This is a genomic window from Gottschalkia acidurici 9a (assembly GCF_000299355.1).
In the GTDB taxonomy this organism is placed as follows: domain Bacteria; phylum Bacillota; class Clostridia; order Tissierellales; family Gottschalkiaceae; genus Gottschalkia; species Gottschalkia acidurici.
On sequence record NC_018664.1, the window covers coordinates 972,498 to 987,766 of the forward strand.

General features: G+C 28.6%; 14 protein-coding genes and 1 other annotated feature. Of the genes, 13 read left to right on the forward strand and 1 reads right to left on the reverse strand.

Annotation, left to right across the window (positions count from 1 at the left end):
- Positions 1 to 215 precede the first annotated feature (215 nt).
- The 12 genes from CURI_RS04360 (at position 216) to CURI_RS04415 (ending at position 14,244) form a co-directional block, all read left to right on the forward strand.
- Positions 216 to 854, forward strand: a complete 639-nt coding sequence (locus tag CURI_RS04360; protein WP_014967068.1) for a cell division protein ZapA — start codon at positions 216 to 218, stop codon at positions 852 to 854.
- Positions 855 to 921: 67 nt separating this feature from the next.
- On the forward strand, positions 922 to 1,542 hold the full coding sequence (locus CURI_RS04365) for a DUF421 domain-containing protein (RefSeq protein WP_014967069.1): 621 nt from the start codon (positions 922 to 924) through the stop codon (positions 1,540 to 1,542).
- 45 nt (positions 1,543 to 1,587) lie between these two features.
- Positions 1,588 to 4,026 (forward strand): U32 family peptidase, encoded by a 2,439-nt coding sequence (locus CURI_RS04370; protein WP_014967070.1) that lies wholly within the window; start codon positions 1,588 to 1,590, stop codon positions 4,024 to 4,026.
- Positions 4,027 to 4,035: 9 nt separating this feature from the next.
- Positions 4,036 to 6,414 carry an endonuclease MutS2 gene (locus CURI_RS04375; RefSeq protein WP_014967071.1) on the forward strand — a complete coding sequence of 793 codons (2,379 nt, stop codon included), beginning with the start codon at positions 4,036 to 4,038 and terminating at the stop codon, positions 6,412 to 6,414.
- An 8-nt stretch (positions 6,415 to 6,422) separates the two neighbouring features.
- Positions 6,423 to 6,848 (forward strand): 2-thiouracil desulfurase family protein, encoded by a 426-nt coding sequence (locus CURI_RS04380; RefSeq protein ID WP_014967072.1) that lies wholly within the window; start codon positions 6,423 to 6,425, stop codon positions 6,846 to 6,848.
- 351 nt (positions 6,849 to 7,199) lie between these two features.
- Positions 7,200 to 8,006 (forward strand): copper amine oxidase N-terminal domain-containing protein, encoded by an 807-nt coding sequence (locus CURI_RS04385; protein WP_014967073.1) that lies wholly within the window; start codon positions 7,200 to 7,202, stop codon positions 8,004 to 8,006.
- 326 nt (positions 8,007 to 8,332) lie between these two features.
- Positions 8,333 to 8,554, forward strand: a binding site (T-box leader).
- A gap of 59 nt (positions 8,555 to 8,613) precedes the next feature.
- Positions 8,614 to 10,314 carry an arginine--tRNA ligase gene (gene argS, locus CURI_RS04390; protein ID WP_014967074.1) on the forward strand — a complete coding sequence of 567 codons (1,701 nt, stop codon included), beginning with the start codon at positions 8,614 to 8,616 and terminating at the stop codon, positions 10,312 to 10,314.
- A gap of 113 nt (positions 10,315 to 10,427) precedes the next feature.
- The gene (locus tag CURI_RS04395) at positions 10,428 to 11,552 is read left to right on the forward strand and encodes a hypothetical protein (protein WP_014967075.1); all 1,125 of its coding nucleotides are present in this window, start codon (positions 10,428 to 10,430) and stop codon (positions 11,550 to 11,552) included.
- A gap of 29 nt (positions 11,553 to 11,581) precedes the next feature.
- Positions 11,582 to 12,172, forward strand: a complete 591-nt coding sequence (locus CURI_RS04400; RefSeq protein ID WP_014967076.1) for an RNA polymerase sigma factor — start codon at positions 11,582 to 11,584, stop codon at positions 12,170 to 12,172.
- A complete protein-coding gene (locus CURI_RS04405) occupies positions 12,162 to 12,596 on the forward strand; it encodes a zf-HC2 domain-containing protein (RefSeq protein WP_014967077.1) in 435 nt (144 codons plus the stop codon). The genes CURI_RS04400 and CURI_RS04405 overlap by 11 nt, the downstream gene beginning before the upstream one ends.
- A gap of 23 nt (positions 12,597 to 12,619) precedes the next feature.
- Complete coding sequence (locus tag CURI_RS04410; protein WP_014967078.1) at positions 12,620 to 13,141, forward strand: hypothetical protein; 522 nt, start codon at positions 12,620 to 12,622, stop codon at positions 13,139 to 13,141.
- Positions 13,142 to 13,191: 50 nt separating this feature from the next.
- On the forward strand, positions 13,192 to 14,244 hold the full coding sequence (locus CURI_RS04415) for a hypothetical protein (protein WP_014967079.1): 1,053 nt from the start codon (positions 13,192 to 13,194) through the stop codon (positions 14,242 to 14,244).
- Between the two features lie 49 nt (positions 14,245 to 14,293).
- On the opposite strand, the gene CURI_RS04420 is transcribed toward CURI_RS04415, so the two are convergent.
- Positions 14,294 to 14,497, reverse strand: a complete 204-nt coding sequence (locus CURI_RS04420; protein WP_041701539.1) for a hypothetical protein — start codon at positions 14,495 to 14,497, stop codon at positions 14,294 to 14,296.
- Between the two features lie 243 nt (positions 14,498 to 14,740).
- Here CURI_RS04420 and CURI_RS04425 point away from each other — a divergent pair, with 243 nt between their 5' ends.
- A complete protein-coding gene (locus CURI_RS04425) occupies positions 14,741 to 15,265 on the forward strand; it encodes an amidase domain-containing protein (protein WP_014967081.1) in 525 nt (174 codons plus the stop codon).
- Positions 15,266 to 15,269: the final 4 nt, after the last annotated feature.

Here is a 15,269-nt window from a genome sequence, read left to right on the forward strand (position 1 = left end):
GAATTCCAGAAGTTTAGTTTAAACTTTTAGGATTCTATTCTTTATTTTTATGTTACTCTAAGTTAAATGGCTAAGAATAACATAAAAGATTAACATAGTTTATGTTATAATACTAAAAGAAATAAAATTAAATATAACTCTTATAAAATATAAAGGAAAATACATATATAAAGACGAAATAGTAATTAGATAGGTTGAAAGAGAGGGTTAGCGTTGTGACTGATAGAAAAAAAGTTATAGTTAATATAAATAGGCAAGACTATACTGTAGTAAGTATAGAATCAGAAGAATATATAAAAGAAATAGCACGATATGTAGATGAGAATATAAAAGAAATATTGGATAAAAATAGCAAGCTAAGCAATACTATGGCGGGAGTATTAGCTGCTTTTAATATAGCGGATAGATATTATAAAAAGTCATATGAATTAAAAGATATAAAAGAAAATGTAGTAAAGCCATTGAATGAACTAGAAGAAACTAAAAAAGAATTAGAAGAAACTAAAATTAAAATAGAAATTATAAAAGAAGAGAGCGAAGCTAAAGTAAAAGCTATAAAAGAAGAAAGTGAAACAAAAATACAATCTATAATAGAAGAAAATGAGAATGAAATAAAAAATTTAAAAGAAGAAAATGAACCATATAAAGAGCAACTATTGAAAGCGAAAAATGAAATAGAACAATTGACTAAAAAGAACAAACAATTTGAAAACGCTATACAAATAAAAGAAGATGAACTTTTAAGCAATCAAAAAATAATAAATGATTTACAAGATAAAATATTTGAACATCAAATGGAAATAGTACAGATGAAGAAGCAATTGGAAGAATCTTTAAAGTTACTAGATAAATAATCAAGTGAATAAGAAATAGTTTACTCTGGAAAACTAAACGAAACATGTTTTTTTTGGAGGGAATACTATGCACAATCATTTATCTATAGATCCAATTTATATGTTAAGAGCATTTGGTGGATATTTTGTAACACTTTTGATAGTTAGAATAATGGGTAAAAGATCAATAGGAGAATTAGGCCCTTTTGATTTTGTACTTATGGCAAGTATAGGAGATGTAATGGCATTCATGATGGTCGAAAGAAAGGTGCCTTTTCATGATGGAGTGCTAGTAATAGCTACATTGGCGAGCTTAGAGCTAATACTTTCAAAAATCACAATAAAGAGTCAGAAAATGGCTAAGATTATAGAAGGAGAGCCTACTGTATTAATTGAAGGTGGAAAGCTTATAAGAGAGAATTTAGAAAAAGAAAAAATAAGTTATGAAGATGTAAGAAAAGAGCTCAGAGGCTATGGTCTAGAAGACGAATCAGTGGTTGAAAAGATGACTATAGAATCGTGTGGTCAATTTAGTGTTATCTTAAAAGAAGAAGAAGGGCCTGTTACAAAGAAAGATTTAGGAATACATGGTGAGGGAAAAACATCACAGTATATAGATGAAAGATTTTCACAGGTAGAAAAAGAAATCAATAGATTGAATACAACGATTAATAACCTTATAATAGAACTTAGAAATAACAATAAATAAGAGTAGGCTACTACTCTTTTATTTAATTTTGGAGAGGATGTATTTATGTTAAAAGAACTAGAACTACTAGCACCGGTTGGAAGTGTGGAGTCATTATATGCAGCTATAAAAAATGGAGCAGATGCTGTTTACTTAGGAGGTAAACTTTTTAACGCCAGACAATATGCATCTAATTTCGATTATGATGAACTTAAATCAGCTGTAGAATACGCTCACTTAAGAGATGTAAAAGTATATGTAGTAGTAAATATAATATTAAAAGATGAAGAGTTAAAAGAAGCTATAGACTATATAATATATCTTTATAATATAGATGTGGACGCACTCATAATACAAGATCTAGGACTATATAGAATTATTAAGACAATGCTTCCAGACTTCGAGATACATGGAAGTACACAGATGAGTATAAATAACTATATGGGAGCAAGTTTTCTAGAAGAAATAGGATTTAAAAGAGCTATTCTAGCTAGAGAATTATCGGTAGAAGAAACTAAAGAAATAAGTGAAAAAAATAATATAGAGTTAGAAACTTTCGTACATGGTGCGCTTTGTGTTAGTTACTCTGGACAATGCCTGATAAGTAGTATGATAGGAGGTAGGAGTGGAAATAGGGGAACTTGTGCCCAACCATGTAGAATGAAATATACAATAGTAGATACTAAAAATAATAAATCATTAAACAGAGAATTTGATGAAAAACATATAATGAGCTTAAAAGACTTAAATAGTATAGAAAATTTAAACGATATAATAAATGCAGGTGTAATTTCTCTGAAATTAGAGGGAAGAATGAAAAAGCCAGAATATGTAGCAGTAATAGTAAATAGATATAGAAAAGCTATAGACAACATATTAGGTAAAGAAAAGAAAAGTATAACAGAAAAGGATCAAAAAGATATAGCTCAAATGTTTAATCGTGGGTTTACTAGTGGATTCCTGAAGCAAGACTTTGGAAGAAATATAGTATCACTTGATAAGCCTAATAATAGGGGGATATATATAGGAAAAGTTATCAAGGCAGATCGAGAATTTACTTATATAAAATTAGAGGACTCTCTAAAAAAAGGCGACGGAATAGAAATAGTAGGAAAAGATGGAGAAGGTAAAGGTCTTATAATAGACTCTATAACTATTGATAATAAGAATGTTGCTAAGATAAGATGTATTAGGGAAGCTAAACCTGGTGATATAGTAAATAAAACTTTAGATATAGACTTAAATGAAAAAGCTAGAGCTAGTTTTGAAAAAAGTAAGAAGAATAAAAAACATCCAATATACATGGAAATAGAAATAAAGATAGGAAAACCTGTATGTCTAAAAGTATTAGATAATGAAAACCAAGCAGTAGTTAAAAGTGAAGAATTAGCTGAGAAGGCAATGAAAGTTAGTTTGACAGAAGAAAAAGTTAGAGGTCAAATGGAGAAATTAGGGGATACTCCTTATATATTGGAGAGTATAGAAGTATCACTAGAAGATGAAGTTATGGTACCCGTAAGTGTACTGAATAAGCTAAGAAGAGAAGCTATATCAAAGCTAGTTGAAAAAAGAGGTAATTTTAATGGTAGAATAATAGTAAAAAGAAGTGATTTAGAAGAGAAAATAAAAGAACTTTTTAATTTCCCGGGAAAAAATGAAAATAAAAGTAGAAAAATAAGTGTAAAGGTAGACAATATCGGGCAATTTAAAGAATTAAATCTTGATAAATTAGATAGAGTGTATCTAAATTTCAAAGAAGATATAGATGACCTAGTGAAAGAAGTTAAGAAATATAATAAGGAAGTATATATATCAACAGAAAAAATAGTAGAAAATAAAGAGTTTAACAAACTACAGGAAATATTTGATAAAATAATAGAGGATATAGATGGAATAAGTGTGTCTAACTTAGGTACATTAAAACTTGTTAAAGATAGATATGATACTAAAATTCACTGTGATATAGGTTTAAATATATTTAACACGTCTACAGTAAAATTGCTTTCGGAAAACAAAGTAAGTAGCTCTACACTATCGCCAGAACTCAAACTTAGTCAGATAGAGAAAATATGTAGAAGTGATATTATGCAATACGAAGTAATAGGATATGGATATTTACCTGTAATGGTTATGAAACACTGTCCTATGTCAGTAATAAAAAACTGTAAATCCATGAAAGAATGTAAAAATTGTAACTTAAGAGAAGGTTATGGACTTTTAGATAGAAAAGATATGATTTTTGATTTCAAAAGAAAAGAAAATAGTACTATTATCTACAATAGTCAGCCAATAGTAGTTCCAGAGCATTTGGCAAAAATATACTCTAGTAAAGTGGATATGGTTAGATTAGACTTTACCTTGGAAGAAGAAGTAAAAGATATACAAGCAGCATATTATGATTTTGCTAATGGAAAAATAGACATAAGTGAAATAGAGAGGTTTGTAGATAAGCTTAAAACTAAAGAGGGGATAACTAACGGTCACTTTTTTAGAGGTGTATTATAGGAGGAGTATATGAACGAAAAGACTTTAAGGGTACTTGAGTATAGCAAAATAATAGAAAAATTAACAGATAAGACGGAATCATCTCTAGGAGAAGAAATAGCTTTAAAACTAAGTCCAAGTTTAAACTACGAGGAAGTTAAATATCTACAAGATGAAACCGATGAAGCAGTTAGTTTACTTTTAAAAAGAGGGAGTCCACCATTAGGGGGAATACATGATGTATTATCAGAAGTTAAAAGAGCAGAAATAGGTGGTATACTTTCTCCGGGCGGATTATTAAGAGTAGCTGATACTATAAGAGCAGCAAGAAAGATAAAAGGATTTTTAAAACAAGAAAAAGATGAAAATAATTCAAGCTATCCAATACTAGAGAGTTTGATTGGAGATTTAAACTCATATAGAGAAATAGAAGATAATATTTTTAATGCTATAGTAAGCGAAGAAGAGATATCTGACAATGCAAGTTCTAACTTAAGAAATATAAGAAAACAAATACAAATTAAAAATGATAATATAAGAACTAAATTAAACTCTATAATAAACTCTAGTACAAATAAAAAGTATCTTCAAGATGCGATTATAACTATTAGAAGTGAGAGATATGTAGTTCCTGTAAAGCAAGAATATAGAAGTATATTTCCTGGACTTATTCACGATCAATCATCTAGTGGGGCAACTTTATTTATAGAGCCTATGGCAATAGTAAACTTAAATAACGAGCTGAAAGAACTTAAGCTTAATGAAAAGAAAGAAATAGAAAAAATTCTTACAGAACTTAGTGAGATGGTCGGAGAAGAAAATGAAGGAATTAGATCAAATCAAAAGATACTTAGCCAAATAGACTTTATATTTGCAAAGGGAAAATTATCACTAGATATGAATGGAAGTAAGCCAAACATAAACAACAGAGGATATATAAATATTAAAAAAGGTAGACATCCATTACTTGGTGTTAAAGATGTAGTTCCTACGGATATCTACTTAGGTGATAATTTCACTACACTTTTGATCACAGGACCGAATACTGGAGGTAAAACTGTTACATTAAAAACAGTAGGTCTCTTTACACTTATGATGCAGTCAGGACTACAAGTTCCGGTAGAACATGGAACTGAAATGGCTGTATTTGAAAATATATTTGCAGATATCGGTGATGAACAGAGTATCGAGCAGAGTTTAAGTACATTTTCATCTCATATGACAAATATAGTAGATATTCTTAATAACTTAGACGATAATTCTCTAGTATTATTTGATGAATTAGGTGCTGGGACTGATCCTACTGAAGGAGCAGCATTAGCTATGTCTATATTAGACTATCTTTATAATAGAAAGATAAGAACCGTAGCAACTACTCACTATAGTGAGTTAAAAGTATATGCACTTACAACTGAAGGTATAGAAAATGCATCCGTAGAGTTTAATGTGGAAACTCTTAGCCCAACATATAGACTATTAATAGGAGTACCAGGAAAGTCTAATGCTTTTGAAATTTCTAAAAGACTAGGACTTCAGGACTTTATAATAGATAGCGCAAAGGAATTTATATCTAAAGAGAACATAGCATTTGAGGATGTATTAGCAAGTATAGAAAAAGACAGAATAGAAACTGAAAAGAACAGAGAAGAAGCTAATAGACTTAGAAGAGAAGTAAATCAACTAAAAGAAGAATTAGAAGAAAAGACATTAAAAATAGAAAATAATAGAGAAAAAATTCTAAGAGAAGCAAGAGAAGAAGCTAGAAATGTTCTGTTAAAAGCAAGAGCAGAATCTGAAGAAATACTAAATGAACTAAAAGAAGTATCTATAGAAATAGAAAAAGAACAAAGTAGAAGATTACAAGAAGCTAAGGAAAAACTTAAAGGAAATATAGATAATATAGAAGGTGACTTATCTGAACAGATATTATCTAAGAAAAGTGCAAAACCTCTAGCTAGTGTAGACATAGGAGAGAATGTTAAAATACTTTCATTAAATCAAACGGGTACAGTTTTATCAGCACCAGATGAAAATGGAAATGTTTTAGTTCAAGTAGGTATAATGAAGATAACAGTACCACTAGATACTATAGAAAAGTCTAAGAAAGAAAGTAAAGTACAAACTAAAGGGTCAGCAAAATCTGTTATAAAAAGTAAATCAGTGAATGTAAAATCAGATCTTGACCTTAGAGGACAGAATTTAGAAGAAGCTATGTTAGAGGTAGACAAGTTCTTAGACGATGCATACCTAGCAGGATTAAAAGTTGTTAATATCATTCACGGAAAAGGTACGGGTATACTGAGAGAAGGAATAGGACAGTTGTTAAAAAGACATAGACATGTAAAAGCAAGTAGACTAGGTAACTACGGTGAAGGTGGAACTGGAGTAACTGTAGTTGAAATTAAGTAGGTGAAAAAATGTATATAATAAGTGCTTGCTTAGCAGGAATAGACTGTAAATATGATGGGAAAAACAATAAAAATGAAAAGATCTTAAAACTAGTACAAGAAGGTAAAGCTATTTTAGTATGTCCAGAACAATTAGGAGGTCTAAGCACCCCTAGACTACCTAGCGAAATAGTGCCTGATAATGGAAATGTAAAAGTTATATCAAACAATGGAAAAGATGTAACAGAAAACTTTCTTAAGGGAGCAGAAGAAACTCTTAAAATAGCAAAAATGATGGGAATAAAAAAAGCAATATTAAAGGCTAGAAGTCCTTCTTGTGGATATGGGAAAATATATGATGGAACTTTTTCGAAGACTATCATTAAAGGAAATGGAGTAACATCTGAGTTATTAGAGAAAAATGGAATAAAGATATATACTGAAGAGGACTTGTGATTACTACACAAGTCCTTTATCTATAGTTGTATACTATTTTATAAAATAAGAATTTGAGAAAAGACAAGATTAAATCAATATAAATATTATATATACAAAAACAAGCTATAAATAATAATTCTATATTTGACACGTATATAATTTATGATAGGATTTCATGTGAATATAAATCAAATGTTTGAATTTATGTTACACTTCCAAATTATCATATAGAAAGTTTCTAAAATAAATGTAACATTATATTGTGAAAGCCACTAATATATAATCAAAGGCAATATGAATATAGACTTAAGTTTACTACTGGGTTCTATAATAAATTAGTATTATTTAAAAAAGGAGATGTTGATAGGGGTGTCAAGAGTTATTTCTATTTTTATAATTACTATTCTTTTAATGGTATCTGTTCCGAGTTATGCAATAGAAGAAAGTAATATAATCACTATAATAGATGGAGAACTAGTAGAAGGCGGAAATGAGTCAATTCTTAAAGATAGTAGATTGATAGTTCCTTTAAGAATTATAAGTGAAAAGCTAGGATATGATGTACATTGGGATTCTGAAACAGCGACTGTTAAGATAGAAAATGCAGAAAATATATTACAAATTGGTATTGGCAAAAAAGAAGCTATATTTAATGGAAAGATATTAACAATTGATGTAAAACCGTTTATAAAAAACAATATAACTTATGTTCCTTTGAGATTTATATCTGAAGTTTTTAATAGAGAAGTAAGCTGGGACAACAATAATAGAGTAGCGATAGTAGGAGATTATACAACAAAAGGATATTTAGAAGAAGAAAATTATTTTAAATATGAGTCTTTAGAAAATGGATTTAGTTTAAAAATACCAAGTGAACTTAAAGATAAACTAATAATAAAGGAAAGTAAAAACAGAGTTATCTTTTATGATGCATATAGCCATGGAGATAAAACAAAAGATGAGGGAGGTCTATTGTTTAGAGTTTCTAAAACTTATAGTCCACAAGTGTTAGACATTATTCCAGGGTATTTATTAAACTATGATAGCGGTGTTTACTATATAGCTGAGTTTGCATCAGATGTACAATATGATCCTGAAGATGAAGTGACAAGTGAAAATTATTTAGAACTATTAAATGCGTCAAGAAACCTTCTTCGTAGTTTTGTAGTGGAATAGAATGAAATTTAGAAAAATGTAGGTTGCTTTAAATATTTGAACTGTTAAGCTGATAATAAAAACAGTTTAATAGTTCGAAAAATAAAAATAAGCTTTAGAGATGGCAATCGATACTTATGAGAAATTATTTAATAATTTTGCTTGGGTTAGGCTTAATAAGCAAGCTTATTGACAGCTATTAAATAAAATATTCCCTCTTATCACAAATAAAAAATATTTTGAAACGAATATAATATATAATACAAGCAGAAACTAAATAATCTAATATATTGAAAAAAGCTAAAATATATGTTATAATCTCAAATTATCAAACATATTAAATATACTTAAATTCTGCGAAAGGAAGAGTAAGATTTAAGTTATGTCTAAGCGAGTTGGGGACGGTGTAAGCCTAATACATAAATATATCTGAAAAGAGACCTTGAGAATCTATTTGAAATGAGTAAAATTAGACGTATTTCCTACGTTATAGGAATAGAGTGAGTATATAACTTTTAGTATATATACTAATTAGAGTGGCAACACGGGATTAAGATCTCGTCTCTTTTATTTAGAGACGAGATCTTTTTGTGTTAAAAACTTGAAGTTAAATAAGGAGGATTAATTTATGATAGATTTTAAAAGCGAAGTAACGAAATTAATAAGTGAAAAGGTAGATGGATTTACTCAAAGTGATATTGAAACAATAATAGAAGTACCACCTAACTATGAGTTAGGAGACTATGCACTACCTTGTTTTAGATTTGCAAAGACACTAAGAAAAGCTCCTAATATAATAGCAGAAGATATAGCAAAGAGTTTAGAAGGAAATAAATACTTTGAAAAGATAGAAAATACAGGTGGATATGTTAACTTCTTTGTTAATAAAGCACTATTATTAGAGAGCGTTTTAAAAGAAGTTGTGGATAAAAAAGAAAACTTTGGTTCAAGTACTATGGGAAATGGCGGAAAGGTAGTTATAGACTATTCATCTCCTAATATAGCAAAGTTATTTCACGTTGGACATTTAAGATCAACTGTTATAGGTAATTCAATATATAAAATATATAAATTCTTAGGATTTAATCCTATAGGGGTTAACCACTTAGGAGATTGGGGAACACAATTTGGTAAGATGATATGTGCATATAACAAGTGGGGTAATAAAGCAGATATAGAAAAAGAACCTATAAAGGCACTACAATCGCTATATGTTAAATTCCATGAAGAGGCTGAAAAAGATCCCACTCTTGAAGATGAAGGTAGAGAGTGGTTTAAAAAGCTAGAAAACAATGATGAAGAAGCTAAAAAGATTTGGAAATGGTTCGTAGAACTAAGCTTAGAAGAGTTTTCAAGAATATATAAATTACTAAAGGTTGATTTTGACTACTATACAGGTGAAAGTTTTTATGAGGATAAAATGGATAGAGTAGTTGAAATGATAAAAGAAAAAAATATTTTAGTAGAAAGTAAAGGGGCATATGTAGTAGATTTAGAGGAGTACAAAATGCCACCATGTTTAGTTATTAAAAGTGATGGAACAACTATATATGCTACAAGAGATATAACTGCTGCGATATATAGAAAAGAAACATTTGATTTTGTAAAGGCTATCTATCTTACTGATTATGCTCAAAACCTACACTTCGCACAGTTCTTTAAGGTACTAGAACTTATGGGATATGATTGGGCTAAAAACTTAGAACATGTTCCATTTGGTAGAGTTAGTACAGAAGAAGGAAAGCTTCAAACTAGAAAAGGAAATGTTATACTTTTAGATGATCTTCTAAGTAGATCAATAGAAAAGGTTAGAGAAGTAATTGAAGAAAAGAATCCAGAGCTTGAAAATAAAGATGAAGTTGCAAAAATGGTTGGTATAGGTGCAGTTATATTTAATGATTTAAGTAACAGTAGAATAAAAGATATAGTATTTAACTGGGATAAGATGTTAAGTTTTGAAGGTGAAACAGGGCCTTATGTTCAATATACTTACGTTAGAGCAAAAAGTGTATTGAGTAGAGCTCAATATGATATAACTACTGATATAGATTATTCACTACTAAATAATGATGAGTCAATAAATGTGGTGAGATTATTAGAAACATTCCCGCATGCTATAGTATCAGCTATGGAAAAAAATGAACCTTCATTTATATCTAAACATGTGATAGACTTAGCTCAAGCATTCAGTAGATTCTATCATGAATGTCCTATAATAGTAGAGGATGAGAGTTTACAAAAAGCTAGATTATTATTGGTTTACTCCGTATCTGTAGTGTTAAAGACTGGACTAGGACTCCTTGGTATTGAAACACCAGAGAAAATGTAAAGTAAATTATAATAGCATCGTTTTAGACGGTGCTATTTTTTTCAATATAGTGAAGGGTTTTAAAAAAACTATTTGTCATATATATTAATGCAGATAGTTGGAGGAGGGTTAAATTGAAAAGCATAAAGACGGGTAGATTTACTTTAGCTGTTCTACTTATGGCTTTAGGATTTACTATACTTCTTCAAAAATTCATAGGATATAATATAGTTAAGTTATTTTCAATGTTATGGCCGTCTATTATAATGCTATTTGGATTAGAGATAATAATTAATAATTTAAAGGCTAAAAATCAAGAAGATATTAATGTAAAGCTAGATATAATAAGCACATCATTGGTTGTGGCTATTGTGAGTAGTATAGCTATGACATCAACTACTATACAAAGATTTGATAATGTGAAAGAACATGCAAGAATAAGACACAAGTATGAAAAGTCAGTTTCTAATAATATGGTTTTGAAAGGAAATAAAAAAATTATATTAAATGACTCATATAGTGATATAATAGTTAAGAAAAGTAATGATGATGAAGTAAAAGTATATGTATCAGGCACTTATAAATATGACGATATAGATAAGGAAAAAAAAGCAACAAATAATATTCTAAAAATAAATGAAGACGGAAATATTACTGAAATAACATCAACAATAGAAAAAAAAGCTAAGGGTAACTATATAAATGATATGAATATTGAGGATGTTAGATATATATTAATTGTTCCTAAAAATGTAGATATAGAAATAAAAAGTGACTATAGTGCTATAGAGATTGAAGATGTTGAGAACTCTATAACTATAAGCAGTAACTATTCAGATATACGACTAGAAGATATTAACGGAGATATAGACTTGAAAGTGAACTACGGATATGTAAAAGCAGAAAATATAGTTGGAAATATAAATATTCATAGCCAATACTGTGAAAATAATATAGAGAGTTCGTTTGGAAATATATATATTAGCTCGAATGGTGGAAGCACATCTTTGAAATTAGAAAAAGCAATAGATAAAGATGTAGAGATATACTGTGACTATTCAGATGTAAATATAGAATTGCCAAGCAAGCAAAAAGGAAAGTTCAATATAGTTACTACTTATGGAACTATATATGATAATATAGGATTTAATATAATAGAGAGTGCCAGTAGTAGTAGTATAAATGAAACTAGACAAAATCTAAAGCCTTTATTCAATGTAAGAGTGAATAATGGAAATATAACATTAAAAACTAACTAAAATGATAGTTAGGTAGGTGGTGTTTTAAATTGAATGAAAATCAAATTATACAACAGTTGAAAAGTGGGAATTATTCTAATTATGATAAAATAGTGAACTCGTATAAAAATAGAGTGTTTGGAATGGCTTATAAATTTACAAATGACTATGATGAAGCTCAAGATTTAGCTCAGGAAGTTTTTTTAAAGATATATAGACAAATAAAAAACTTTAGAGGAGAAAGTAAGCTATCTACATGGATATATAGAATATCCGTAAACACTTGCTTAGATTGGAAAAAGAAAAAAGAAAAGATGAAAAATATAAACTTCTCAAATATGGTTAATGAAGAGAATAAAGATCAAACTATAGATATACCAGATAGAAGTCTAATGCCGGATGAAAGAATAGTAAAAGATGAAAGTCAACAAGAAATACACAGTCTAATATATGACTTATCAGACAAGTATAAAACTGTTCTTATAATGTATCATTTTAATGAAATGACTTATCAAGAAATAGCAAAAGCGTTAGATATACCAGAAAGAACCGTAGAAACAAGGCTTTATAGGGCTAGAAGAATGCTAAAAGAAAGAGTAGCTAAAGCGTGTATAAGAGAGGGGAATATAAATGAAATGTGAGGAAGCAATGGATAAAATGGATAGATATATAGAGCAAAGCCTTACTGATATAGAGGCGTTTAATATAAAGAAACATATATCCAATTGTGTCCGATGCAAAAAAGAATATGATGATATGGAAAAGATGTTCTTTATTTTGTCAAATCACAATACGGTTATAACTCCTATTGACTTTACTAGCGGTGTTATAAGTAAAGTTAAAGTATACGAGGGTAAAAAAAGCATAAAAGAAACTTTTATATTTAAATGGGTTACTAGTATTATAGCGGCAGGAGCAGTCGCTGCTGTTTTTAATATAACTCAATATAAACCAGTAAATCTATTTTCAGAAATATATAAAAGTAGTATAGGAATAAATAAAATGATATTAAGTCCAATAGATAAAATTTCAGAAAGTATGAAAGAGATAGCAGGCATATTTTAAATATAAAGCAAGGAGCGATTGAATTGAACAACGACTTTTATGATGATGAAGACTTTGACTTTCATGACAATAAAAAATATAACAAAATATTAGCTATGATATGCTCCTTAATTCCAGGTGGAGGCCATATGTATTTAGGGCTTATGAAAAAAGGACTCCAGTTTATGTTTTTATTTTTTGGTGTAATAGTTATAACCGATTTAATATATTCAGCTAGATCTTTTACTATACTAAATATTATGATTTGGTTCTACGCATTCTTTGATGCATATCATACTAGAAAGAAACTGGAATCTGGAAGTGAAGTTGAAGAAGATTTATTTTCAGAATTTCACTTAGGAGAGGTTAAGCCAAAATATATAGGTATTGGGTTTGTTGGATTAGGATGCATATTGCTTATACAACAGTCTTTAATAGAAATATTATCTTTGGGAATTATTATTATTCCTAATCATATTAAAGTAGCAATATTAGATTCTATATTTCCAATAGTCTTAATTTTAATTGGATTTATAATTTTAAGAAAAACTAAAACCAAAGAATAACTTCGCTAGGTGAATCCTAGCTTTTTATATTTAAAGGAGTGTTTAAGTCAATGCAGGAAAGCATGATAAAAAACTTTATAATGAATGCAAGTTACTTTGAAGTTCTAGACTATAAAAGTAAGGGAAAGAAGCCCATAGTGGAGGAGTATGAACAAAATCAGTGGTCATACATGGTGGAGATAATGATACTTACTATTAAATCACTATTACCTTCACAAAGTAATGATGGAAACATTATAGATTATAAAAGGTTTTTAGAAGAACTAAAACTGTGGAAAAGTTATAGACATGGATATAATAAAGATATAATAAATGCTATAGATAAAAATTATACTAAAGAGTATTGGAATAGTACTGATGAAACTATATATGCTAGAATTGTGCCTATTACTTTGGCTAATCAAAACTGGCATACTGTGAAAAAAGAAACTATAAAAAACATACTTTATACTTCAGGAAATATAGAGATACTTTTAGAATACGTATTACTATCTAAGATACTTTTCTTAAAGTTAAAATATAAAGATTATGAATACATAGATATATTAGAAACACTAAAACAAGAAATAATAAACTTTTCACAAAAAGATTTACTTGAATGTGATGACTTTTACAAAATGCCTAAAGATACATACTGTAAAAATTATGTTATAGAATTTGAAAGAACAAAAATAGATATCATAAGTTTTCTAAATGGAATAAATATAAATCAAAAATTTAATACACTCAGAGAATCCCTATATATTTTGAAAGAAAGTGAAACTTATATATATGAAAAAGATAATGGAAACTTTTTTACACATGGGCTGGTTGGAATGATAAAAGGAGAAATTATAAGTAGGGATATAAAAGATATAAACTTTATAGAAAGCTTATGTTCGTATATAACAAAATTAAGAAAAGGAAGAATAAATCCGGAGAGTTTATATATAGAAAGTTATAAAGATACTGATATATTTAAATATAACTATGACGAAGCTTTTAGTCATGATATTTTAAATAAATGTCAGATTATATATAAGGGTGAGCGAGATAGATTTATTATAAGTTATGTAAAAACTAGAGCTGGAATTTATAGATTTGTAAAATTGAAAGATAATTAAGTTAAAATCGCTATCAATAGAAAATTCGACAGCGATTTTGATTTTTTTATTAAATAGATTCTTTTTGTAGATAGTTCATAAACTCATCTTCAGTAGCATCTGCTAACTCACTTAGTTCTTTAATTATATTGTTTTTAAGTTCAATAAAGGTATCTACATTTGTACTTTTACCTGTATACTCAAGTGCATGTAAAATCATGAACATATTTTGCTTTGAAAGTTCAGATATTGATATCTTGTCGAATTCTTGCATATTTCCAAGAGCCTCCTTCATTAATTCGATAATATAAACTATATTTCTATCTATTATTCTATTTCTATAAAGAAGTAAGAATACCTTCACATTAAAAAAATAATAAATGAGCTCAAGTTTATAACTAGATTAAAAATGACTTAGTAACACACATGTAGATTTTTAAATAATATAGAGTATTAAGCGAAGTGAGATTCATGCAAATAAAGTAAAATGTAAGGTATATAAAGGAAGGTGAATTCTGTGGACTATAACTTTAAAAAAACAGATACAGAGCTTTTTCCGTACAATAGAATAAATGCTTATAGATATGCTAAGAGATGGGCATTAGACAGAAATCCTAGATTTTATGACTTTGAAGATCTAGGGGGTGACTGTACAAACTTTGCATCACAAGTTCTATATGCTGGAGGTTGCCCTATGAACTATACGAAATGGACTGGATGGTATTATAATAACTTAAATGATAGAGCAGCAGCTTGGACAGGTGTAGAATATTTATATAAGTTTTTAATAAACAATAAAGGAAGGGGACCTGTAGGGAGGCTCTGTGATATAAAGGAGATAGAAATAGGAGATATTGTACAATTAAACTTTGAACAGGATAATATATTTAATCATTCACCAGTAGTTGTAAGGATAGAAAGACCTATAAATCCAGATAATATTTTTATAGCAGCGCATACTGATGATAGATTTGACTATAGACTATCAAACTATTATTATACAGATATAAGATTTATTCATATAGAAGGATATAGATATTGAGTAA